Source organism: Pseudomonas sp. NPDC096925 (genome assembly GCF_044762545.1).
In the GTDB taxonomy this organism is placed as follows: domain Bacteria; phylum Pseudomonadota; class Gammaproteobacteria; order Pseudomonadales; family Pseudomonadaceae; genus Aquipseudomonas.
In genome coordinates, this window is sequence record NZ_JBIWEM010000002.1 from 702,567 (window position 1) to 724,865 (window position 22,299).

A 22,299-nucleotide genomic window follows, 5' to 3' on the forward strand; every position below is an offset into this window, starting at 1 on the left:
CAGTCGAGCGTCAAGTGCTGAGCTGCGGTAACAACCCAGGCTTCGTGGCCAGGCTTTGTGTCCATTCATGGCCGAGGGCGGTCCGCATTTTTCCTAGGGATCGCCCCGATGACCCTTCGGTCGCGGCGCAGTATACCAAACCATTCGGGCTAATCAGCAAGGCCAAGTGATATCGGCCCATTTATAAGACCAAAGACTAAGCGGCAATGTGGCGGGTTGTCGCATGCCTTGCAGGTCCGCAGATGTGGTTTAGGCTCATTGCATCACTTGATGTCCAAACCACACCCGACAGCGGAGTAGTGCAAGCATGGGATACCAGAAAATCAAGGTTCCGACCGACGGCGCCAGGATCACCGTCAATGCCGACCATTCGCTCAACGTGCCTGACAACCCGATCATTCCTTATATTGAGGGCGACGGGATTGGCGTCGATGTCTCGCCGGTCATGATCAAGGTGGTCGACGCCGCCGTGCAGAAGGCCTACGGCGGCAAGCGCAAGATCGCCTGGATGGAGGTGTACGCCGGCGAAAAAGCCACCCAGGTGTACGACCAGGACACCTGGCTACCCCAGGAAACCCTCGATGCCGTGCGTGATTACGTGGTGTCGATCAAGGGGCCGCTGACCACCCCGGTGGGTGGTGGCATCCGTTCGCTCAACGTGGCCTTGCGCCAGCAGCTCGACCTTTACGTGTGCCTGCGCCCGGTGCTGTGGTTCCAGGGCGTGCCGAGCCCGGTGAAAAAGCCTGGCGATGTGGACATGGTGATCTTCCGCGAGAACTCCGAGGACATCTATGCCGGTATCGAGTGGAAGGCCGGTTCGCCCGAGGCGAACAAGGTGATCAAGTTCCTCAAGGAGGAAATGGGCGTTACCAAGATCCGCTTCGACCAGGACTGTGGCATTGGCGTCAAGCCGGTGTCCCGCGAGGGCACCAAGCGCCTGGTGCGCAAGGCCCTGCAGTATGTGGTGGACAACGACCGCGAGTCGCTGACCCTGGTGCACAAGGGCAACATCATGAAATTCACCGAGGGTGCCTTCAAGGACTGGGGCTATGAAGTGGCGCGCGACGAGTTCGGCGCCGAGCTGCTCGATGGTGGCCCGTGGATGAAGTTCAAGAACCCCAAGAGCGGCCGCGAGGTCATCGTCAAGGACGCCATTGCCGACGCCATGCTGCAGCAGATCCTGCTGCGCCCGGCCGAGTACGACGTGATCGCCACCCTTAACCTGAACGGTGACTACCTGTCCGATGCCCTGGCGGCGGAAGTGGGCGGTATCGGCATTGCGCCGGGTGCCAACCTGTCGGACACCGTGGCCATGTTCGAGGCCACCCACGGCACCGCACCCAAATATGCGGGGCAGGACAAGGTCAACCCAGGCTCGGTGATCCTGTCGGCGGAGATGATGCTGCGGCACATGGGCTGGACCGAGGCGGCCGACCTGATCATCAAGGGCACCAACGGCGCGATTGCCGCCAAGACCGTGACCTATGACTTCGAACGGCTGATGGACGGCGCCAGGCTGGTGAGCAGCTCAGGCTTTGGCGATGAAATGATCAAGCATATGTAAAGCAATGCAAAACCGGCCGCTTCCAGTAAGGAGGCGGCCGGTTTTTCGTATGCCGGCAGGCCGCGCGGCAAGTCAGGCGTCGGCAGTGCTGCCGGTTTGCTGTGCGCTGGTGGCAGTGGCGGCAGTGGCGCTGCTGATATTCACCGCGTGCAGGCCTTTGGGGCCCTGGACGATGTCGAAGCTCACGGCCTGGCCGGCCTTGAGCGTCTTGTACCCGTCCATCTGGATGGCTGAGTAATGAGCGAACAAGTCTTCGTCCTTGCCCTCTTCATTGATGAATCCATAGCCCTTGGCATTGTTGAACCACTTGACTTTACCGCTTGCCATCCCTATGTCCCTCTGCAAAGGACTCCATCACTGGAGTATCATCCACTTCATCCGCATACGAACCATGCGAAAAATCTGGTTGACTGCGCGGATCTTTATCGACCACGGTGGGTTCTTATTGTTTGTAACACCGTTTTGCCGATAGTCAAGGTCGCCCGGCGCCTGCGCTGGCCGTGCCTTTCGCAGTCAACCCATAACCTTAACCTGTCGCTCATGATGAAATTCTTTCCATGCATGCACCTAGTGAGATTCGACTAACATTCAATCAGGATCGCCCGCAATCGAATGAGGACGACGGCTCAGGTCTTGCAGTACAGGAAGCCAAGCCGATCCTGCAGGCACCACCGATGTACAAGGTGGTTTTGTTCAACGATGACTACACGCCGATGGATTTCGTCGTCGAAGTGCTCGAGACGTTCTTCAATCTGAACCGCGAGCTGGCGACCAAGATCATGCTGACCGTCCATACCGAAGGGCGGGCAGTGTGCGGATTGTTTACCCGTGACATCGCCGAAACAAAGGCTATGCAGGTCAACCAATACGCCAGGGAAAGCCAGCATCCGCTACTCTGTGAAATCGAGAAGGACGGTTAATCGCCGACCACTTGGGTATGAGGTGAAGCTATGTTAAACCGCGAGCTCGAAGTCACCCTCAATCTTGCCTTCAAGGAGGCCCGTTCGAAGCGTCATGAGTTCATGACCGTCGAACATCTGCTGCTGGCACTCCTTGACAATGAGGCTGCCGCGACCGTTCTGCGCGCCTGTGGCGCCAATCTCGACAAACTCAAGCACGACCTGCAAGAGTTCATCGATTCCACCACGCCCCTGATCCCGGTCAACGACGAAGACCGCGAAACCCAGCCGACCCTGGGCTTCCAGCGTGTACTGCAACGTGCCGTGTTCCACGTGCAAAGCTCCGGCAAGCGTGAAGTCACCGGCGCCAACGTGCTGGTGGCGATCTTCAGCGAACAGGAAAGCCAGGCCGTGTTCCTGCTCAAGCAGCAGAGCGTGGCCCGCATCGACGTGGTCAACTACATCGCCCATGGCATCTCCAAGGTGCCGGGCCATGGTTCGCATTCCGAAACCGACCAGGAAATGCAGGACGAAGAGGGCGGCGATACCGCTTCTTCGAGCAACCCGCTGGATGCCTATGCCAGCAACCTGAACGAGCTGGCCCGTGCCGGCCGTATCGACCCGCTGGTAGGCCGCGAGCAGGAAGTGGAGCGCGTGGCGCAGATTCTTGCCCGTCGGCGCAAGAACAACCCGCTGCTGGTGGGTGAGGCTGGCGTTGGCAAGACCGCCATCGCCGAAGGCCTGGCCAAGCGCATCGTCGATGGCCAGGTGCCCGACCTGCTGGCGCAGAGCGTGGTGTATTCCCTCGACCTTGGCGCACTGCTGGCCGGTACCAAGTACCGTGGCGACTTCGAGAAGCGCTTCAAGGCGCTGCTGGGCGAGCTGCGCAAGCGCCCGCAGGCAATCCTGTTCATCGACGAAATCCACACCATCATCGGTGCCGGTGCAGCGTCGGGCGGGGTAATGGATGCGTCCAACCTGCTCAAGCCACTGCTGTCGTCCGGTGAAATCCGCTGCATCGGCTCGACCACGTTCCAGGAGTTCCGCGGCATCTTCGAGAAGGACCGTGCCCTGGCACGGCGCTTCCAGAAGGTCGATGTCAGCGAGCCCTCGGTCGAAGACACCGTGGGCATCCTGCGTGGCCTGAAAGGGCGCTTCGAAAGCCACCACAACATCGAGTACAGCGACGAAGCCTTGCGCGCCGCTGCCGAGCTGGCCTCGCGCTACATCAACGACCGGCACATGCCGGACAAGGCCATTGACGTGATCGACGAAGCCGGTGCCTACCAGCGCCTGCAGCCGGAGGCCAGCCGCGTCAAGCGCATCGACGTGCCACAGGTCGAAGACATCGTCGCCAAGATCGCGCGGATTCCGCCAAAGCACGTCACCAGCTCCGACAAGGAACTGCTGCGTAACCTCGAGCGTGACCTGAAGCTGACCGTATTTGGTCAGGACCAGGCGATCGATTCGCTGGCTACCGCGATCAAGCTGTCCCGTGCCGGCCTCAAGTCGCCAGACAAGCCGGTTGGTTCGTTCCTGTTCGCCGGCCCGACCGGCGTCGGCAAGACCGAAGCGGCGCGGCAGCTGGCCAAGGCGCTGGGTGTAGAGCTGGTGCGCTTCGACATGTCCGAGTACATGGAGCGCCACACCGTGTCGCGCCTGATCGGTGCGCCTCCTGGTTATGTTGGCTTCGACCAGGGTGGTTTGCTGACCGAGGCGATTACCAAGCAACCGCACTGCGTGTTGCTGCTCGATGAAATCGAGAAGGCCCACCCGGAAGTCTTCAACCTGCTGCTGCAGGTGATGGACCACGGCACCCTGACCGATAACAACGGGCGCAAGGCCGACTTCCGTAACGTGATCCTGATCATGACCACCAACGCCGGTGCAGAAACCGCTGCGCGGGCCTCGATCGGCTTCACCCATCAGGACCATGCGTCCGATGCCATGGAAGTCATCCGCAAGAGCTTCACGCCGGAATTCCGCAACCGCCTGGATACCATCATCCAGTTCGGCCGCCTGAGCCACGAGACGATCAAGAGCATCGTCGACAAGTTCCTTATCGAACTGCAGGCACAGCTGGAAGACAAGCGGGTACTGCTTGAGGTCAGTGAGGATGCACGCGGCTGGTTGGCGGCCTCGGGCTACGACGTGCAGATGGGTGCGCGGCCGATGGCGCGGCTGATCCAGGACAAGATCAAGCGGCCGTTGGCCGAGGAGATCCTGTTTGGCGAACTGGCCGAGCATGGTGGCGTGGTGCACGTCGACCTGCGCGATGGCGAACTGGTGTTCGACTTCGAGACGACGGCTGAGGTTGCGTGACAGCGGGGGCTGCAATGCAGCCCCCTGCATCTGGCAGGCACAAAAAAGCCCGGCACATGGCCGGGCTTTTTCATGGCTTGAGCTTAGCGCGCACGGTAGGTGATGCGGCCCTTGCTCAGGTCGTAGGGCGTCAGTTCGACGCGGACCTTGTCGCCAGTGAGAATACGGATGTAGTTTTTGCGCATCTTTCCGGAGATGTGCGCGGTTACGACGTGCCCGTTTTCCAACTCCACGCGGAACATGGTGTTGGGCAGGGTGTCGACGACAGTACCTTCCATTTCGAAGCTGTCTTCTTTCGACATGCAGTAGAGCCCTCGGATCCAGTGTTGGCCCGACGCATAACCGCACCGGGCAAAAAAGTGGCGTGGATTATGCCCGAAAACTGTGTGTCAAGCCAATGCCTTTCAGTTGAGGGTGACCCAGCGCTGATTTATCAACAGTTCGATGGGCCGATACTGCGTCTTGTAGTTCATTTTCTTGCAGTTCTTGATCCAGTAACCCAGGTAAACCGCCTCCAGGTTCTGGCGCAGGGCTTCGGTGATCTGCCAGAGGATGGCGAAGCGGCCCAGGCTGCGGCGTTCTTCGTCCGGCTCGTAGAAGGTGTATACCGCCGACAGGCCGTTGGGCAGCAGGTCGCACACCGCTACCGCCATCAAGCGGCCTTCCAGGCGGAACTCGTAAAACCAGCAGAACGGCAGGTCGCGCACCAGGAAGGTGGAAAACTGGTCACGGCTGGGCGGGTACATGTCACCGTCGGCGTGGCGCGTTTCGATATAGCGCCGGTACAGATCGAAGTATTCTTCCTTGAACACCGGGCGTGCCGCAGTCACGGTCAGGTCGGCGTTGCGCTTGAGGATGCGCCGTTGCTGGCGGTTGGGGATGAAGCGCGCCGCCGGGATGCGTGCCGGCACGCAGGCATTGCAGTTCTGGCAGTGCGGGCGGTACAGGTGGTCGCCACTGCGGCGAAAGCCCATTTCCGACAAGTCGGCGTACACATGCACGTCCATTGGCTGGCTGGGGTCGAGGAACAGCGTGGTTGCCTGTTCGTCGGGCAGGTAGCTGCAGGAGTGGGGCTGAGTGGCATAGAACTTCAACCGCGCCAACTCTGTCATGATCAACCCCCTCGGTGAGACTTTGCTTTAAGTGTAAGCCAGCTATGGGAACTCGCCTAGGGAACCCATGTGGCGCTGTTGGGCTGGTCGAGGTGGCGTGCCAGGTAACCGGCGAACTCGGCGCGGCTGATGGCGCGGGCGCCCAGGCTGTGCAGGTGGTGGGTCGGCATCTGGCAGTCGATGAGGACGAAACCGGCCTGGCGCAGGTGGTTGACCAGGGTCACGAAGCCGACCTTGGAAGCGTTGTCGGCGCGGCTGAACATCGATTCGCCGAAGAACAGCTGGCCCATGGCCAGGCCGTACAGGCCGCCGACCAGCTCGCCGTCCTGGCGCACCTCTACCGAATGGGCGATGCCGCGCCGGTGCAGCTCGCAATAGGCGGCGCGCATGGTGTCGGTGATCCAGGTGCCGTCGGCGTAGTCACGCGGCGCGGCGCAGGCGGCGATGACGGCGGCGAAGTCAGTGTCGAAGCTGACCTGGTAACGGCCCTGGCGCATCAGCTTGGCCAGCGAGCGCGACACGTGCAGCTGGTCAGGGAACAGCACCGTGCGCGGGTCGGGTGACCACCAGAGGATCGGCTGGCCGTCCTGGTACCACGGGAAACAGCCATGGCGATAGGCCTGCACCAGGCGCTCGGGGCTCAGGTCGCCGCCGGCGGCGAGCAGGCCGTTGGGGTCGTGCAGGGCCTTTTCCAGAGGAGGGAAGGCAAGCGAGTCGCGGGTCAGCCAGGTGAGCATGGTCTATCGTGCGGTGGGGGAGGGGAGGGCTCAGCATGGCTTGCGCGCATGGCAGGGTCAATGGTTGTGGCCTCTTCGCGGGTAAACCCGCTCCCACAGGGGCCCTGCTGCCTTCAGGGGTGTTGCAATACCTGTGGGAGCGGGCAAGCCCGCGAAGAGGCCGGCACAGGCGATGAAAATAGGCAATTTCCTACACATTCATGAAACCGCAGGCACCATCCGCTACATTTGCTGTCACACCTGTGCAAAAACACAGCATAAGCCTTTGTCACAGAAGACAATGCGTGCTCAAATTGCAGGTATACGAAAGTCGCCCCCACTCAAGCTCCTTACGGCGTGCCGTCATGGCAGTGGGCGGGCAGTAATGTTAAAAGTAGTGGTTCATTGGCCGCACCGTCGGCCGATCACTATTGGACGCGCAGCACGCGCAGGAATAGACGCGTTTTGAAGAAATCCACCGCAACTCCAGCTCCCTTGCCCGTCCCCCTGTGGCGGCAGCAGCTGCATTATCGCCTCAAGGAAGGTGCGTTGATCGCAGTCGGCGCCCTGTGCCTGTACCTGTGGATGGCGCTGCTGACCTACGACACGTCGGACCCGGGCTTCAGCCACACCAGCAACGTCGACCAGGTGCAGAACGCCGCCGGGCGTGCCGGTGCCTACTTCGCCGACATTCTGTTCATGGTGCTGGGTTACTTCGCCTACATCTTCCCGCTGCTGCTGGCGATAAAGACCTGGCAGATCTTCCGCGAACGCCACCAGCCCTGGGACTGGAGCGGCTGGCTGTTCTCCTGGCGGTTGATCGGCCTGGTGTTCCTGGTGCTGTCTGGTGCGGCGCTGGCGCATATCCATTTCCACCCGCCAGCGAGCATGCCGTTCTCGGCCGGTGGCGCACTCGGCGAGAGCCTGGGCGACCTGGCGCGCAACCTGCTGAACGTGCAGGGCAGCACGCTGATGTTCATTGCCCTGTTCCTGTTCGGCCTGACCGTGTTCACCGACCTGTCGTGGTTCAAGGTGATGGACCTGACCGGCAAGATCACCCTCGACCTGTTCGAGCTGGTACAGGGCGCCGCCAACCGTTGGTGGGAAGCACGCAACGAGCGCAAGCGCCTGGAGGCGCAGCTGCGCGAGGATGAACCGGTGGTGGTCCAGGCCGCGCCAATGGCTGCCGACAAGCGTGAGCCGGCCAAACCGGCGCTGCGCGAGCGCATTTTCAAACGTGAGGAGGCACCTGCCCGGCCGGTCGAGCCGCGTGAGCCCACCCTGTCACGCGAGCCTGTGGTACCGCGCGAGTCGCTGGCACCACGTGAGCCGATAATCTCCCGCGAACAACCTGCCGCGGCTCCGATGATCGTGCCGCCGACACCCGCCAGGGCGCCGGAGCCGAGCAAGCGGGTGATGAAGGAGAAGCAGGCGCCGCTGTTCGTTGACAGCGCGGTGGAGGGCACCTTGCCGTCGATCTCCATCCTCGACCCGGCCGAACAGAAGAAGATCGAGTACTCGCCGGAATCCCTGGCCGGTGTCGGCCAGCTGCTGGAAATCAAGCTCAAGGAATTCGGCGTGGAAGTGACGGTGGACTCGATCCACCCGGGCCCGGTGATTACCCGTTACGAAATCCAGCCGGCCGCCGGCGTGAAGGTCAGCCGCATCGCCAACCTGGCCAAGGACCTGGCGCGTTCGCTGGCAGTGACCAGTGTGCGTGTGGTCGAGGTCATTCCTGGCAAGACCACCGTGGGTATCGAGATCCCCAACGAAAACCGGCAGATGGTGCGCTTCTCGGAAGTGCTGGCCACGCCGCAGTACGACGAGCAGAAATCGCCGGTCACCCTGGCCCTGGGCCACGACATCGGCGGCAAGCCGGTAATCACCGACCTGGCCAAGATGCCGCACCTGCTGGTGGCCGGTACCACCGGTTCCGGTAAGTCGGTGGGTGTGAACGCGATGATCCTGTCGATCCTGTTCAAGTCCAGCCCGGAAGACGCGCGCTTGATCATGATCGACCCGAAAATGCTCGAATTGTCGATCTACGAAGGCATCCCGCACTTGCTGTGCCCGGTGGTCACCGACATGAAGGACGCCGCCAACGCCCTGCGCTGGAGCGTGGCCGAAATGGAGCGGCGCTACAAGCTGATGGCGGCCATGGGCGTGCGTAACCTGGCCGGCTTCAACCGCAAGATCAAGGACGCCCAGGAAGCCGGCGAAATCATCCATGACCCGCTGTACCGCCGCGAGAGCATGGACGACGAGCCGCCTGCGCTGAAAACCCTGCCGACCATCGTGGTGGTGGTCGATGAATTCGCCGACATGATGATGATCGTCGGCAAGAAGGTCGAAGAGCTGATCGCCCGTATCGCCCAGAAGGCACGTGCGGCCGGTATTCACCTGATCCTCGCCACCCAGCGCCCGTCGGTGGACGTGATTACCGGCCTGATCAAGGCCAACATCCCGACCCGCATGGCGTTCCAGGTGTCGAGCAAGATCGACTCGCGGACCATCATCGACCAGGGTGGTGCCGAACAGCTGCTGGGCCACGGTGACATGCTGTACATGCCGCCGGGCACCAGCCTGCCGATTCGCGTGCACGGCGCGTTCGTCTCCGACGACGAGGTGCACCGCGTGGTGGAAGCGTGGAAGCTGCGGGGCGCCCCGGACTACAACGACGACATCCTCAATGGTGTCGAAGAGGCCGGCAGCGGCTTCGAAGGCGGCGGCGGCGGCGGTGGCGATGGCGAAGATTCGGAAAGCGACGCCCTGTATGATGAGGCCGTGCAGTTCGTGCTGGAAAGCCGCCGCGCATCCATTTCGGCCGTGCAGCGCAAACTGAAGATCGGCTACAACCGCGCCGCCCGCATGATCGAAGCCATGGAAATGGCCGGCGTGGTTACCCCCATGAACAGCAACGGCTCGCGGGAAGTGATTGCCCCGGGTGGCCCGCGCGACTGATGAACACCTTGCCGGGCGCCAACGGTGGCGTCCGGCCTTTTCAATGCTCGATGAGGATTCCCATGCGCGCGATTCGCATGCTGTTGGTTTCTGCCCTGGCCGCGGCTTCTGTGTCGGCCACCGTTTCGGCTTATGCCGGTGAGCAAGATGTACAACGCCTGACCCAATTGTTGGAAAAGTCGCAGACCATCGAGTCGAACTTCTCCCAGCTGACCCTGGACGCTGGCGGCACCAGCCTGCAGGAAACCTCCGGCAAGATGACCGTCAAGCGCCCGGGCCTGTTCTACTGGCACACCGATGCGCCGCAGGAGCAGGTGGTGGTCTCCGATGGCAAGAACGTCACCCTGTGGGACCCGGACCTGGAGCAGGCCACCATCAAGAAGCTTGATGTGCGCCTGAACCAGACCCCGGCGCTGCTGCTGTCCGGTGACGTGTCGAAGATCAGCCAGAGCTTCGACATCAGCTCGAAGGAGCAGGGCGAAGTGATGGACTTCACCCTCAAGCCGAAAACCAAGGACACCCTGTTCGACTCGCTGCGCGTGTCGTTCCGCAAAGGCCTGATCAATGACATGCAACTGATCGACAGCGTCGGCCAGCGCACCAACATCCTGTTCAATGGCGTGAAGGCCAACCAGGCGGTGCCGGACAGCAAGTTCAAGTTCGACATCCCCAAAGGCGCGGACGTCATCAAGGAGTAACCAGAACTCGCCATGGACCTGTTTCGAAGCGAACCCGTCGCCCAGCCCCTGGCCGCTCGCCTGCGCCCGTCCAACCTGGACGAGTACGTTGGCCAGGAGCATCTGCTGGCGCGCGGCAAACCGCTGCGCGAGGCGCTGGAGCAGGGTGCGCTGCACTCGATGATCTTCTGGGGGCCGCCGGGGGTGGGCAAGACCACTCTTGCGCGGTTGCTGGCGCAGTTCTGCGATGCGCACTTCGAAACGGTGTCGGCGGTGCTGGCCGGGGTGAAGGAAATTCGCCAGGCGGTCGAGGTGGCCAAGCAGCAGGCTGGCCAGTACGGCCGCCGTACCATCCTGTTCGTCGACGAAGTGCACCGCTTCAACAAGTCGCAGCAGGATGCCTTCCTGCCCTATGTGGAAGACGGCACCCTGCTGTTCATTGGCGCCACCACCGAAAACCCGTCGTTCGAGTTGAACAACGCACTGCTGTCGCGGGCGCGGGTATATGTGCTCAAGAGCCTGGACGAGGCGGCGCTGCGCAAGCTGGTCAACCGCGCGCTGACTGAAGAGCGCGGCCTGGGCAAGCGCAACCTGCGGGTTGGCGATGACGCTTTCAAGATGCTGATGGCTGCCGCCGATGGCGATGGCCGGCGCATGCTCAACTTCCTCGAGAACGCCTCGGACCTGGCTGAAGACGGCAGCGAGATCGACGTCGAGATGCTGCAGAGCCTGCTCGGTGACAGCCGCCGCCGCTTCGACAAGGGCGGCGAGGCGTTCTACGACCAGATTTCCGCGCTGCACAAGTCGGTGCGCGGCTCCAACCCCGATGGCGCCCTGTACTGGTTCGCGCGCATGCTCGACGGCGGCTGCGACCCGCTGTACATCGCCCGCCGCGTGGTGCGCATGGCCAGCGAAGACATCGGCAACGCCGACCCGCGCGCGCTCAGCCTGTGCCTGGCGGCCTGGGATGTGCAAGAGCGCCTGGGCAGCCCCGAGGGTGAGCTGGCGGTGGCCCAGGCCATCACCTACCTGGCCTGTGCACCGAAGAGCAACGCAGTGTATATGGGCTTCAAGACCGCCCTGCGCGAAGCCGCCGAGCATGGCTCGCTGGAAGTGCCGCTGCACCTGCGCAACGCCCCGACCAAGCTGATGAAGCAACTGGGCTATGGCGACGAGTACCGCTATGCCCACGACGAGCCCGACGCCTATGCCGCCGGCGAAGATTACTTCCCCGAGGAACTCGAGCCGCGCCAGTACTACCAGCCGGTGCCCCGTGGCCTGGAACTGAAGATTGGCGAGAAGCTGCGCCACCTGGCCGACCTTGACCGCAACAGCCCCCGCCAGCGGAGAAAACCGTGATTGCACTGATTGCCGCCGTCAGCGCGGGCGGTATTGCCGGCACTTTGTTGCGCTTTGCTACCACCAACTGGGTGGCTGCCCACTGGCCACGGCACTTCTATCTCGGTACGCTGGCGGTCAACCTGATTGGCTGCCTGCTGATCGGCCTGCTCTATGGCCTGTTCCTGCACAAGCCGATCGTGCCGGTCGAGCTGCGCGCCGGGCTGATCGTCGGCTTCCTCGGCGGCCTGACGACTTTTTCCTCCTTTTCGCTGGATACCGTACGCCTGCTGGAAAGCGGGCAAGTGCCCCTGGCTTTGGGTTATACCGGTATCAGCGTGGTGGGCGGGCTGCTCGCGACCTGGGCCGGCCTGTCCTTGACCCGATTCTGAACCAACACCTACACATAACGAGAGAACGATATGCTCGATTCCAAACTGTTACGCGGCCAACTTCAGGAAGTGGCGGATCGCCTGGCCTCCCGTGGCTTCAGCCTGGATGTCGCGCGCATCGAATCACTGGAAGAGCGCCGCAAGGCGGTGCAGACCCGCACCGAGCAGCTGCAGGCCGAGCGTAACGCCCGTTCCAAGTCGATCGGCCAGGCCAAGGCCAAGGGCGAAGACATTGCGCCGCTGATGGCCGACGTCGAGCGCATGGCCAATGAACTGGCTGCCGGCAAGACCGAACTGGACGGCATCCAGGCCGAACTGGACGGCATCCTGCTGACCATCCCCAACCTGCCGGACGCCAGCGTACCGGTCGGTGCCAGTGAAGACGACAACGTCGAAGTGCGCCGTTGGGGCACACCGAAGGCCTTCGACTTCGAAATCAAGGACCACGTCGCCCTCGGCGAAGTCAGCGGTGGCCTGGACTTCGAAGCCGCCGCCAAGCTGTCTGGTGCGCGCTTTGCCGTGCTGCGTGGCCCGATCGCCCGCCTGCACCGCGCCCTGGCGCAGTTCATGATCAACCTGCACACCGGTGAGCACGGCTACGAGGAACACTACACCCCGTACCTGGTGCAGGCTCCGGCCCTGCAGGGTACCGGCCAGTTGCCGAAGTTCGAGGAAGACCTGTTCAAGATCAGCCGCGAAGGCGAGGCCGACTTCTACCTGATCCCGACTGCCGAAGTGTCGCTGACCAACCTGGTGGCCGGTGAAATCCTCGACGCCAAACAGCTGCCGCTGAAGCTGGTTGCCCACACCCCGTGCTTCCGCAGTGAAGCCGGTGCTTCGGGCCGTGACACCCGCGGCATGATCCGCCAGCACCAGTTCGACAAGGTCGAGATGGTGCAGGTCGTCGAGCCGTCCAAGTCGATGGAAGCCCTGGAAGGCCTGACCGCCAACGCCGAGCGTGTGCTGCAGCTGCTGGAGCTGCCGTACCGCGTGCTGGCCCTGTGCACCGGCGACATGGGCTTTGGCGCGGTGAAGACCTACGACCTGGAAGTGTGGGTGCCCAGCCAGGACAAGTACCGCGAAATCAGCTCGTGCTCCAACTGCGGCGACTTCCAGGCGCGCCGCATGCAGGCCCGCTGGCGCAACCCGGAAACCGGCAAGCCAGAGCTGGTGCACACCCTCAACGGCTCCGGCCTGGCCGTAGGCCGTACCTTGGTTGCCGTGCTGGAAAACTACCAGCAGGCCGACGGTTCGATCCGTGTGCCGGAAGTGCTCAAGCCATACATGGGCGGCGTCGAGGTCATCCGCTAAATGGATTACCTGCCGCTGTTCCACAAGCTGCAGGGTGGCCGCGTGCTGGTCGTTGGCGGTGGTGAGATCGCCTTGCGCAAGGCGCGCCTGCTGGCCGATGCCGGCGCCGCGCTGCGGGTGGTGGCACCGGATGTCGACGGCCAGTTGGCAGCGCTTGCCCGGGAAGGTGGCGGCGAGGTGCTGGTGCGTGGCTATCAGGCGGCCGACCTGGTCGGTTGCCGGCTGGTGATCGCGGCCACCGACGACCCTGGGCTCAATGCCCAGGTGTCGGCGGATGCGCAGGCGCTGAGCCTGCCGGTCAATGTGGTGGATGCGCCGGCCCTGTGCACGGTGATCTTCCCGGCGATCGTCGACCGTTCGCCGTTGGTGGTGGCGGTGTCCAGTGGCGGCGATGCTCCGGTGCTGGCGCGCTTGATTCGCGCCAAGCTGGAGGCCTGGATCCCGTCCGCCTACGGCGAACTGGCTGGCCTGGCCGCGCGCTTCCGCGACAAGGTCAAGGCCTTGTACCCGGACGTCAACCAGCGCCGCGGCTTCTGGGAAACCGTATTCCAGGGGCCGATTGCCGAGCGCCAGCTGGCCGGGCAGGGCGCCGAGGCCGAGCGCCTGTTGCAGGCGATGGTCGACGGTGCACCGGTGCAGCAGGGTGGTGAGGTGTACCTGGTGGGTGCGGGCCCGGGCGATCCGGACTTGCTGACCTTCCGCGCCTTGCGCCTGATGCAGCAAGCCGACGTGGTGTTGTACGACCGTCTGGTGGCACCGGCGATCATCGAGATGTGCCGGCGCGATGCCGAGCGTATCTATGTGGGCAAGCGCCGTGCCGACCATGCCGTGCCGCAGGACCAGATCAACCGCCTGCTGGTCGATCTGGCCCGGCAGGGCAAGCGTGTGCTGCGCCTGAAGGGCGGCGACCCGTTCATCTTCGGCCGGGGTGGCGAAGAGATCGAAGAGCTGGCCGAGCATGGCATCCCGTTCCAGGTGGTGCCGGGCATTACCGCGGCCAGTGGGTGCTCCGCCTATGCGGGCATTCCGTTGACTCACCGCGACTATGCCCAGTCGGTGCGTTTCGTGACCGGGCACCTGAAGGATGGCACCAGCAACCTGCCTTGGCATGACCTGGTGGCGCCGGCGCAGACCCTGGTGTTCTACATGGGCCTGGTGGGTTTGCCGACCATCTGTGCCGAGCTGATTCGCCATGGCCGTGCGGCCAGTACCCCGGCGGCGCTGGTGCAGCAGGGCACTACGCGAAATCAGCGGGTGTTCACCGGCACCCTGGCGGATCTGCCGGAGCTGGTGGCCCAGCATGAAGTGCATGCGCCGACCCTGGTGATTGTCGGGGAAGTGGTGCAGTTGCGTGACAAGCTGGCGTGGTTCGAAGGCTCGCAGAACAGCTGAAATCGTTGGGGCCGCTTTGCGGCCCCGACAATCTCAAGCCTGCCAGATTCCCTTGCCTGCCAACCGCTCCCGATCATGCGCCAGGTTGAAGTCCTGCAGCGGCCCCTTGGGCACGATCCCGTTCGGGTTGATGGTCTTGTGGCTCATGTAGTAGTGCTTCTGGATATGCTCCATGTCCACCGTACCCGCCACCCCCGGCCACTGGTACAGCTCGCGCAGCCAGTTCGACAGGTTGTGATAATCGCTCAGGCGGCGCAGGTTGCACTTGAAGTGCCCGTGGTAAACCGCATCGAAGCGCACCAAGGTAGTGAACAGGCGCACATCGGCCTCGGTCAGGTATTCCCCGGCCAGGTAGCGATTGCGGCCGAGCAAGTCTTCCAGGTAGTCCAGTTCGTTGAACACTTCATCAAAGGCAGCCTCGTAGGCTTCCTGCGTAGTGGCAAAGCCTGCGCGATACACACCGTTGTTCACCGCCGGGTAGATGCGCTCGTTCAGCGCATCGATGGTCGGGCGCAGCGGCTCTGGGTACAGGTCCAGTGTATTCTCGGTCAGTTCATTGAACGCGCTGTTGAAGATGCGGATGATCTCCGACGACTCGTTGTTGACGATGCGTTTCTCTTTCTTGTCCCACAGCACGGGTACAGTCACGCGGCCGGTGTAGTGCGGGTCATCCTGGGTATAGCGCTGGTGCAGGTACTGCAGCGCATCGAGGTGGTCGCCGCTGGAGCCTTGCTGCTGGTCGAAAGTCCAGCCATGGTCCTGCATCAGCCAGCTGACCACAGATACGTCGATCAGGGGTTCCAGGCCCTTGAGGGCACGGAAGATCAGGGTGCGGTGCGCCCATGGGCAAGCCAGCGAGACGTACAGATGGTAACGGCCGGCTTCGGGAGCGGGCAGCTGATTGCGGCGTTGGGCATTTTCGCGCTTGAACGTGCCGTCCTTGCCGTTTTCATACCACTGGTCATGCCAGCGGCCGTCGATCAAAAGGCCCATGGTGAGCTCCTCGGAACAAAGTTGTTTGTCGTTGGAGCCCAGTCTAGGGGAAATCGTTCGAATAACTAGCGCAAAGAATGCCCCCTTAGTATCTAGTTATTCGATTGGTTCCGTGCGCTCCAGTAACCACGTGCGGTTGCGAAAGCCTGCTCACGGTGCTGGCCCAGGCCGCGCAGGGCCAACGCCATGGTCGCGACCACGGCCATTTCACCGTAGCTGTCCTCGGCCTCGCCGCGCCAGACCGCCAGCAATTGCTCGGGCTGCAGGCTGGGCGGCTTCACGTGGCGGCGCTCGCTTAGTGCTAGCCATTCCTCGTCCCAGGCTTCGCCGGCAGTGGTGCCGTACAGGTGGCTGATGACATCGGGGTTGACCTCGATCTCGCCGCCATCACCCTTGATCACCACGGCATGGTCGCCCAGCAGGCGGCTGGCCTCGCGGTGCACCGCCTGATAACCGGGGTGGAAGATGCTCTGCAGGCCACAGCGCGCAGCCAGTGGGTTGAGCACCCGGGCCAGCGAATGGATGGGCGACCGCAGGCCCAGGGTGTTGCGCAGGTCGATCATGCGCTGCAACTGCGGCGCCCAGTCCTGCAGCGGGAAGAAGGCCAGGTGCTGCTGGTTCAGGGCCTGGCTGACGGCGGCCCAGTCACGGCATAGCGGGATGCCCAGCAAGGACAGCAACTGCTCTGTGTACAGGCGCCCGGCGGTGTGCGCACCGCCACCGTGCATCAGGATGCGCACGCCATTGTTGGCCAGGCACTTGGCGGCCAGCAGGTACCAGGGCAGGTGGCGCTTCTTGCCGGCGTAAGTGGGCCAGTCCAGGTCCACCGCGATGCTCGGCGCCTGCAAGTGCGCGCGCAGAGCCTCGGTGAAGCCGGCCAGTTCTTCGGCGCTTTCTTCCTTGTGCCGCAGCAGCATGAGGAAGGCACCGAGCTGGGTGTCCTCGACCTTGTCTTCCAGCAGCAGGGTCATGGCCACGCGGGCTTCGTCACGGGTCAGGCCGCGCGCGCCGCGCTTGCCTTTGCCAAGAATGCGCACGAATTCGGCGAACGGATGTTCGGCGGGGGTTTCCAGGGTAAGCGGGCGAGGTGCTGTCATATGCAGTTGGTCGGCTTGGGCAGGCCCGCCAGCTTGGCGGCCAGTTTGGCGGGAGTGCCGTTGAACAGGCGGTTCAGGTGCGGGCTGTTGCCCTTGTCCGGGCCCAGTTTGAGGGCCGTGTACTTGATCAGCGGGCGCGTGGCCGGGGACAGCTGGTATTCCTGGTAGAACTGGCGCAGCAGCTCGAGGATTTCCCAGTGGTCCGCCGTCAGCGGGATGCCCTCGCGTGCGGCCAAGGCCTCGGCGGCGGCATGCGACCAGTCTTGCAGGTCGACCAGGAAGCCGTCCTTGTCCAGGGCGATCGCCTGATCGCCAACGTTGAGGGTATTCATAGCCAGCTGTTGACCTTGTCGTAATGCAGCGACAGTTCGACGAACCCGCCGTAGTCCACGGCCTTGGCCAGTTCGTTGCCGACCGCGCGGGCCTGCACGTCTTCTTCCAGGGCGAACAGGCGCTGGGCCAGGCCGGCGGCTTGCAACTGGCGGTGCGGCTCGCTGCCGCTGCGCAGGGCATACACCGCATCGCCGCACAGCAGCAGGGCGTCGTCGGTACCGAGCAGGCGCAGGCAGCTGGCCAGGCGCTCGTCGCCGAACGGGGAGTGGGCAATTACATGCAGGGTCGTCATCAGAGTGTTACCACCTGGTCGAAACGGGCGATCAGTGCGGCCAGGGCCGCGTCGTCCAGCACTTGCACCGGCAGCGCCAGGGTGTCGGCTGCCAGGCCGCGACGTGCGAGGCTGTGGCTGCAAGCGAACAGGTCTTCGACGCCGAACATTGGCAGCGCTTGCAGGTTGGCGGCCAGGTTCTTCTGTTGCACGGCGGTGGGCTGCTGGTCCGCAGCGAGCTGGAATACGCCGTCATCGAGGAACAGCATGCCCAGCGGCAAATCGAACGCGCCGCCAGCCAGGGCGATGTCCAGTGCCTCGCGGGCCGATGGGCCGTTCCAGGGTGCCTGGCGGCTGATGATCAACAAGGATTTGGCCATTTCAGTCGCCTCCGAAGCAGACAAGGCGATCGGCAACCTGCGCCGCCTCATGCAACTGGCCAAGCCCCGACAATTCCCAGGGTTTGGGCAGGTTCACGGCCGGGCGCTGGTAGCGGTTGGCCTCGGCCTCATCGAGCACGCCACGGCGCAGGGCGGCGGCGATGCACACCACTGCGTCCAGCTGGTTGGCTTCGATGAAGGCGCGCCATTGGCCGGCCACATCCAGCTCATCCTGGGGGGCGACCACGTTGGCCGAGGCACTGTGTACCCCGTCCTGGTAGAAGAACAGCCGGGCAATCTCATGCCCGCCAGCCAGCACCGCCTCGGCGTAGCGCAAGGCGCGCCGCGAGGAGGGCGCATGGGCCGGGGAGAACACCGCGATAGCGAATTTCATGGATAACTCATGCAAAAGGAATGGTGCCATGATAAAGCAAAAAAGCCCGCGCCCGCTTGTGCATGGCGGGGCGGGCTTTCTGTCTTGCACCAATCTTCAGGTCTACGCGGCCTCATAGGAGCGGCCTTGTGTCGCGACGGGCTGCAAAGCAGCCCCATGGCCCTGACAGAAGGACTCCAGGCTCAAGCCTGTTCCTTGCTCTCCGGCAAGAACCAGTTCAACACCAGGGCACAGATACCCCCGGTAGCCACGCCCGACTCCAGCACATTGCGAATCGCCGCCGGCATGTGCGCCAGGAACTCCGGCACCTGCGCCACACCCAGGCCCAAGGCCAGGGACACAGCGATAATCAGCAGGGCGCGACGGTCCAGCCGCGTGCTGGCCAGGATATTGATCCCTGACGCCGCAACCGCCCCGAACATGACCATGGCCGCACCACCCAGCACCGGCTCCGGCACTGCCTGGATCACCCCGGCAACGCTCGGGAACAGGCCCAGCAGCACCAACATCACGGCTATCCACAGGCCGATATGGCGGCTGGCGATCCCGGTCAACTGAATCACCCCGTTGTTCTGGGCAAAGATCGAGCTCGGGAAGGTGTTGAACAAGCCAGCCAGCAGCGAGTTGGCCCCGTTGACCAGCACACCGCCCTTGATCCGCTGCATCCACACCGGCCCTTCGACCGGCTGGCGCGACACCTTGCTGGTGGCGGTAACGTCACCAATGGCTTCCAGCGAAGTCACCAGGTAGATCACCAGCATCGGAATGAACAGCGCCCAGGAGAAGCCCAGGCCGAAGTGCAGCGGCGTCGGCACCTGGAACAGCGCGGCTTCGTGCATGCCGGTGAAGTCCAGGCGGCCCAGGTAGCCGGCCAGCGCATAGCCGACTGCCAGGGCGATAACGATGGCACAGCTGCGCATCCACACCACCGGGATGCGGTTGAGGATGACGATGATCGCCAGCACCACGCCCGACAGCAGCAGGTTCTCGCCATTGGCGAAGGTGCCATTGGCCATGGCGCCGAAGCCACCGCCCATGCTGATCAGGCCGACCTTGATCAGGGTCAGGCCGATCATCAGCACCACGATGCCGGTTACCAGCGGGGTAATCAGGCGTTTGACGAAGGGCAGGATGCGCGACACGCCCATTTCGACGAACGAGCCGGCGATTACCACACCAAAGATGGCCGCCATCACGCCCTCTACGGGCGTACCTTGCTTGACCATCAGCGCCCCGCCGGCAATCAGCGGGCCGACGAAGTTGAAGCTGGTGCCCTGGACGATCAGCAGCCCGGCGCCGAACGGCCCGAAGCGTTTGCACTGGACGAAGGTGGCGATCCCCGAGATGACCAGCGACATGGAAACGATCAGGTTGGTATCCCGTGCGGAAACACCTAGCGCCTGGCAAATCAGCAGGCCAGGGGTGACGATCGGCACGATGATCGCCAGCAGGTGCTGCAGGGCAGCCAGCAGGCCGATCAACAGCCTTGGCTTGTCCTCCAGACCCAGCACCAGTTCATTGGCAGGCGCCGCCGCGCCTGGGCTGTGTTCGTGTGAGCTCATTGCAGAAAGCTGCCCCGAAAGAAAAAAGGAGCGCATTCTACGGGGTGATGGCGGATTGGGGTAGAGCAAAGCACGATGGCGGCATGATCGACGACCATGCGCCTTATTATCTGACTTTATGGTCAGTTATTGAGCGCTATATGCTTCAGCAGGTAGAGCATAAGCCTGAAACCTGCGCGGACCCGGTGGGAGCGGGTTCACCCGCGAAGAAACCAACGCGGTGCCTGGCACCGGCTGCGCCGGTGTTCGCGGGTGAACCCGCTCCCACAAAAAAGCCCGCCGAAGCGGGCTTTCTCACGCAGCAATCAATCAGTCATCACGACCCATGATGCCAAACAGCTGCAGCAGGCTGACAAACAGGTTGTAGATCGACACATACAGGCTGATGGTCGCCATGATGTAGTTACGCTCGCCACCATGAATGATCGCGCTGGTCTGGAACAGGATGCAGACCGACGAGAACAGCACGAAGCCAGCGCTGATCGCCAGTTGCAGGCCGCTGATCTGGAAGAAGAAGCTGGCCACGACAGCACCCAGCAGGACAAAGAAGCCCGCAGTGATGAAGCCGCTGAGGAAGCTCATGTCCTTGCGGGTGATCAGCACATAGGCCGACAGGCCACCGAACACCAGTGCAGTCATGGCAAACGCCGAGCTGACCACCTCGGCGCCACCGGCCATGCCCAGGTAACGGTTGAGGATAGGGCCGAGGATGAAGCCCATGAAGCCGGTGAGGGCGAAGGTAGAGACCAGGCCCCAGGCCGAGTCACGCAGTTTGTTGGTAAGGAAGAACAGCCCGTAGAAGCCGATCAGCACCACGAACACGTTCGGGTAGCCGACGCGCATCTGCTGGGCCACGAAGGCCATGACACCGCTGAAGGCGAGGGTAAGTGCCAGCAGGCTGTACGTGTTGCGCAGGACCTTGCTGATCTCCTGCTGCTCGACCTGCTGGCCGTGGTGTACGGCGTAATCCTGTTCGCGCATGGCGACACTCCTTGGTAAACCTGTGGTTTTCAAACGTTCAGATGCTAGGAGTCTATCAGAGCTCCCACAACCCGCGACACAGAGAGTTTGACAGCTTGTTTCATTACGGTATGATGGCGGCCGCAAAACGAGCTGGAAGCGTGGCCGAGTGGTTTAAGGCAACGGTCTTGAAAACCGTCGATGGGCAACTATCCTAGAGTTCGAATCTCTACGCTTCCGCCATACAAGTGCTTGATTTCATTGATGTTCGCCGCCGCTAGACCCTCAAATGGGAGCGTTTTGGGAACACTTTGGGAATGACAGGCAAAAGAAAGGGGCCCTTGCGGCCCCTTTTTTTGTGCGTTCAGGTCAACCTGAGCGCCTGGTTTAACAACCCCACCACATCCGGCCCATCCTCGCTGATCCACTTTGCGTAGTGCTTGAAGATCATCGCCGTCGATGTGTGCCCCATCTGGTCTGCAATCCACTCTGGCGTGGCGATGCCGCTGCTCAGCAGCTGGCTGGCGAACGTGTGTCTGCAGGTGTTCGGCCCACGTTGACGGACGCCAGCCTTCTCTAGGTGCAAGATCCACCAGCCATGCCGCAGTACATCAGAGGAGCGGTACGGCTCACCCGTGGCAGTGTTGTGGAAGACGAACCGCACACGCTGCTCCCGCATAGTTCGGTTGTCTCGATCGATAACCTCGATCAGTTCCGCTGGCAGGTTCTGAGTGAACTTGGCTTGCGCCTTGAGGGCGCGCAGGGCTGGTGCGAGCAGTTTGACCTTGCGGGTAGATCGTCTGGTCTTAGTCACCTTGTACTGACCAGCCACCCGCGCGCGGCGAATCTCCACGGTACCCGCCACTAGGTCGACGTCTTCCCAGGCTAGGGCAATCGCTTCGCTGACGCGCGGTCCACTCCAGATCATGAACTCCGTTAGATTGATTTCCTGATACCGTTCAGTCTGCTGCTCAAGGATCGCGGTGATTTCTTCCCGGGTGAACGGGTCTGGGTCGTCTGCGTCTGGCAGAGAGATAGTGATCCCATCGGTCGGGTCGAACGCGAAGCGGTTCCGAGTGCGGTACAGCTGGAAGATCTGCCGCAGGTGGCTGACGATCTCGCGTACGGTCTTGTTGTGCAGCTTGGGCATCAGCACGCTTTGCACCCAGTGTTGAATGTCCAGGTGATCGATGCGATCTGCCTGCTGGTCGCCCCAGCGTGGGCGAATGTGCTTCTCGGTGCGGCTGCGGTACATGGCGAAGCCGCTCGCTGCCATCTGGTTGCCCTTTATCTCTAGCCACAGGTCGATGTAATGGCCGAGGGTGTTGGTCTTGACTCGAGGCGAGTCGGGGAAGTGTCGGGCATAGTTGAACGTGCCGGCCTCAATTTCATAATTGATTATTCCTACAAGACGCTCGGCGTTGGCAAGGTTTGCGGGTGAGGCGTCGCCGGGGATTGTTTCCCGGCACAGCTCGCCCTGGTAACGGAAATACACGCGGACATGGTTGCCGCGAACTTCGACTCCAGCTGCCATTTTATTACTCGAAAACGAAGAGACGGCCCAGTTTATGGGCCGCCTTCAGGGATGGCCCGCTTCTGGACCTAGAAGATTGTTCAGTAGTTTC

General features: G+C 62.7%; 23 protein-coding genes and 1 tRNA gene. 11 read left to right on the forward strand and 13 right to left on the reverse strand.

Translation table 11 applies throughout. From position 1 onward, the window contains the following. Positions 1-307: 307 nt before the first annotated feature. Complete coding sequence (gene icd, locus ACIQYU_RS09120) at positions 308-1,564, forward strand: NADP-dependent isocitrate dehydrogenase (RefSeq protein WP_207831185.1); 1,257 nt, start codon at positions 308-310, stop codon at positions 1,562-1,564. Between the two features lie 72 nt (positions 1,565-1,636). On the opposite strand, the gene cspD is transcribed toward icd, so the two are convergent. Continuing rightward, a complete protein-coding gene (gene cspD / locus ACIQYU_RS09125) occupies positions 1,637-1,891 on the reverse strand; it encodes a cold shock domain-containing protein CspD (RefSeq protein WP_207831187.1) in 255 nt (84 codons plus the stop codon). A 230-nt stretch (positions 1,892-2,121) separates the two neighbouring features. On the opposite strand from cspD, the gene clpS reads away from it, so the two are divergent. Beyond that, positions 2,122-2,484: an ATP-dependent Clp protease adapter ClpS gene (clpS, locus tag ACIQYU_RS09130; RefSeq protein ID WP_013973290.1), complete on the forward strand. Its 363-nt coding sequence runs from the start codon at positions 2,122-2,124 to the stop codon at positions 2,482-2,484. Between the two features lie 30 nt (positions 2,485-2,514). After that, entirely contained in the window at positions 2,515-4,785 is a 2,271-nt protein-coding gene (gene clpA, locus ACIQYU_RS09135; protein WP_233693637.1) for an ATP-dependent Clp protease ATP-binding subunit ClpA, read from the forward strand. Between the two features lie 83 nt (positions 4,786-4,868). Here clpA and infA read toward each other — a convergent pair whose 3' ends face one another. From infA to aat, 3 genes are all read right to left on the reverse strand, one after another. After that, positions 4,869-5,087, reverse strand: coding sequence for a translation initiation factor IF-1 (gene infA / locus ACIQYU_RS09140; protein WP_002553999.1), 219 nt, complete (start codon positions 5,085-5,087; stop codon positions 4,869-4,871). A 102-nt stretch (positions 5,088-5,189) separates the two neighbouring features. Continuing rightward, entirely contained in the window at positions 5,190-5,897 is a 708-nt protein-coding gene (locus tag ACIQYU_RS09145; RefSeq protein ID WP_207831191.1) for an arginyltransferase, read from the reverse strand. A gap of 56 nt (positions 5,898-5,953) precedes the next feature. Then, complete coding sequence (gene aat / locus ACIQYU_RS09150; RefSeq protein ID WP_402799132.1) at positions 5,954-6,634, reverse strand: leucyl/phenylalanyl-tRNA--protein transferase; 681 nt, start codon at positions 6,632-6,634, stop codon at positions 5,954-5,956. Positions 6,635-7,018: 384 nt separating this feature from the next. Between aat and ACIQYU_RS09155 the strand changes: the two genes are divergently transcribed. From ACIQYU_RS09155 to cysG, 6 genes are all read left to right on the forward strand, one after another. Beyond that, positions 7,019-9,574 carry a DNA translocase FtsK 4TM domain-containing protein gene (locus ACIQYU_RS09155; protein ID WP_402799134.1) on the forward strand — a complete coding sequence of 852 codons (2,556 nt, stop codon included), beginning with the start codon at positions 7,019-7,021 and terminating at the stop codon, positions 9,572-9,574. A 62-nt stretch (positions 9,575-9,636) separates the two neighbouring features. Then, entirely contained in the window at positions 9,637-10,272 is a 636-nt protein-coding gene (gene lolA / locus ACIQYU_RS09160) for an outer membrane lipoprotein chaperone LolA (RefSeq protein ID WP_402799136.1), read from the forward strand. Positions 10,273-10,284: 12 nt separating this feature from the next. Continuing rightward, a complete protein-coding gene (locus ACIQYU_RS09165) occupies positions 10,285-11,610 on the forward strand; it encodes a replication-associated recombination protein A (protein WP_013973284.1) in 1,326 nt (441 codons plus the stop codon). After that, entirely contained in the window at positions 11,607-11,981 is a 375-nt protein-coding gene (gene crcB / locus ACIQYU_RS09170) for a fluoride efflux transporter CrcB (protein WP_075045642.1), read from the forward strand. Before ACIQYU_RS09165 ends, crcB begins: the two co-directional genes overlap by 4 nt. A gap of 30 nt (positions 11,982-12,011) precedes the next feature. Then, on the forward strand, positions 12,012-13,292 hold the full coding sequence (gene serS / locus ACIQYU_RS09175) for a serine--tRNA ligase (RefSeq protein ID WP_025339770.1): 1,281 nt from the start codon (positions 12,012-12,014) through the stop codon (positions 13,290-13,292). Continuing rightward, the gene (cysG, locus tag ACIQYU_RS09180) at positions 13,293-14,684 is read left to right on the forward strand and encodes a siroheme synthase CysG (protein WP_207831199.1); all 1,392 of its coding nucleotides are present in this window, start codon (positions 13,293-13,295) and stop codon (positions 14,682-14,684) included. Positions 14,685-14,717: 33 nt separating this feature from the next. On the opposite strand, the gene ACIQYU_RS09185 is transcribed toward cysG, so the two are convergent. The 7 genes from ACIQYU_RS09185 to ACIQYU_RS09215 form a co-directional block, all read right to left on the reverse strand. Then, entirely contained in the window at positions 14,718-15,677 is a 960-nt protein-coding gene (locus ACIQYU_RS09185; RefSeq protein WP_241105827.1) for a glutathione S-transferase family protein, read from the reverse strand. Between the two features lie 92 nt (positions 15,678-15,769). Beyond that, positions 15,770-16,774, reverse strand: a complete 1,005-nt coding sequence (locus ACIQYU_RS09190) for a glycosyl transferase family protein (protein WP_402799141.1) — start codon at positions 16,772-16,774, stop codon at positions 15,770-15,772. Continuing rightward, the gene (locus tag ACIQYU_RS09195; protein ID WP_025339766.1) at positions 16,771-17,106 is read right to left on the reverse strand and encodes a TusE/DsrC/DsvC family sulfur relay protein; all 336 of its coding nucleotides are present in this window, start codon (positions 17,104-17,106) and stop codon (positions 16,771-16,773) included. The genes ACIQYU_RS09190 and ACIQYU_RS09195 overlap by 4 nt, the downstream gene beginning before the upstream one ends. Continuing rightward, complete coding sequence (gene tusB, locus ACIQYU_RS09200; protein ID WP_207831205.1) at positions 17,103-17,399, reverse strand: sulfurtransferase complex subunit TusB; 297 nt, start codon at positions 17,397-17,399, stop codon at positions 17,103-17,105. Before tusB ends, ACIQYU_RS09195 begins: the two co-directional genes overlap by 4 nt. Then, positions 17,399-17,758: a sulfurtransferase complex subunit TusC gene (gene tusC, locus ACIQYU_RS09205; protein ID WP_063912576.1), complete on the reverse strand. Its 360-nt coding sequence runs from the start codon at positions 17,756-17,758 to the stop codon at positions 17,399-17,401. Before tusC ends, tusB begins: the two co-directional genes overlap by 1 nt. A 1-nt stretch (position 17,759) precedes the next feature. Next, positions 17,760-18,152, reverse strand: coding sequence for a sulfurtransferase complex subunit TusD (tusD, locus tag ACIQYU_RS09210; protein ID WP_144173979.1), 393 nt, complete (start codon positions 18,150-18,152; stop codon positions 17,760-17,762). A gap of 182 nt (positions 18,153-18,334) precedes the next feature. Beyond that, complete coding sequence (locus tag ACIQYU_RS09215) at positions 18,335-19,714, reverse strand: nucleobase:cation symporter-2 family protein (RefSeq protein WP_207831207.1); 1,380 nt, start codon at positions 19,712-19,714, stop codon at positions 18,335-18,337. Between the two features lie 83 nt (positions 19,715-19,797). Between ACIQYU_RS09215 and ACIQYU_RS09220 the strand changes: the two genes are divergently transcribed. Then, on the forward strand, positions 19,798-20,043 hold the full coding sequence (locus ACIQYU_RS09220; protein ID WP_207831308.1) for a hypothetical protein: 246 nt from the start codon (positions 19,798-19,800) through the stop codon (positions 20,041-20,043). Here ACIQYU_RS09220 and ACIQYU_RS09225 read toward each other — a convergent pair. Next, positions 20,024-20,695, reverse strand: a complete 672-nt coding sequence (locus ACIQYU_RS09225; protein ID WP_003251184.1) for a Bax inhibitor-1/YccA family protein — start codon at positions 20,693-20,695, stop codon at positions 20,024-20,026. The genes ACIQYU_RS09220 and ACIQYU_RS09225 overlap by 20 nt on opposite strands. Before the next feature lie 134 nt (positions 20,696-20,829). Between ACIQYU_RS09225 and ACIQYU_RS09230 the strand changes: the two genes are divergently transcribed. After that, a tRNA-Ser gene (locus tag ACIQYU_RS09230) sits at positions 20,830-20,917 on the forward strand. A 121-nt stretch (positions 20,918-21,038) separates the two neighbouring features. Here the strand turns inward: ACIQYU_RS09230 and ACIQYU_RS09235 are convergent. Continuing rightward, positions 21,039-22,208, reverse strand: a complete 1,170-nt coding sequence (locus ACIQYU_RS09235) for an Arm DNA-binding domain-containing protein (protein ID WP_402799147.1) — start codon at positions 22,206-22,208, stop codon at positions 21,039-21,041. Positions 22,209-22,299 lie beyond the last annotated feature (91 nt).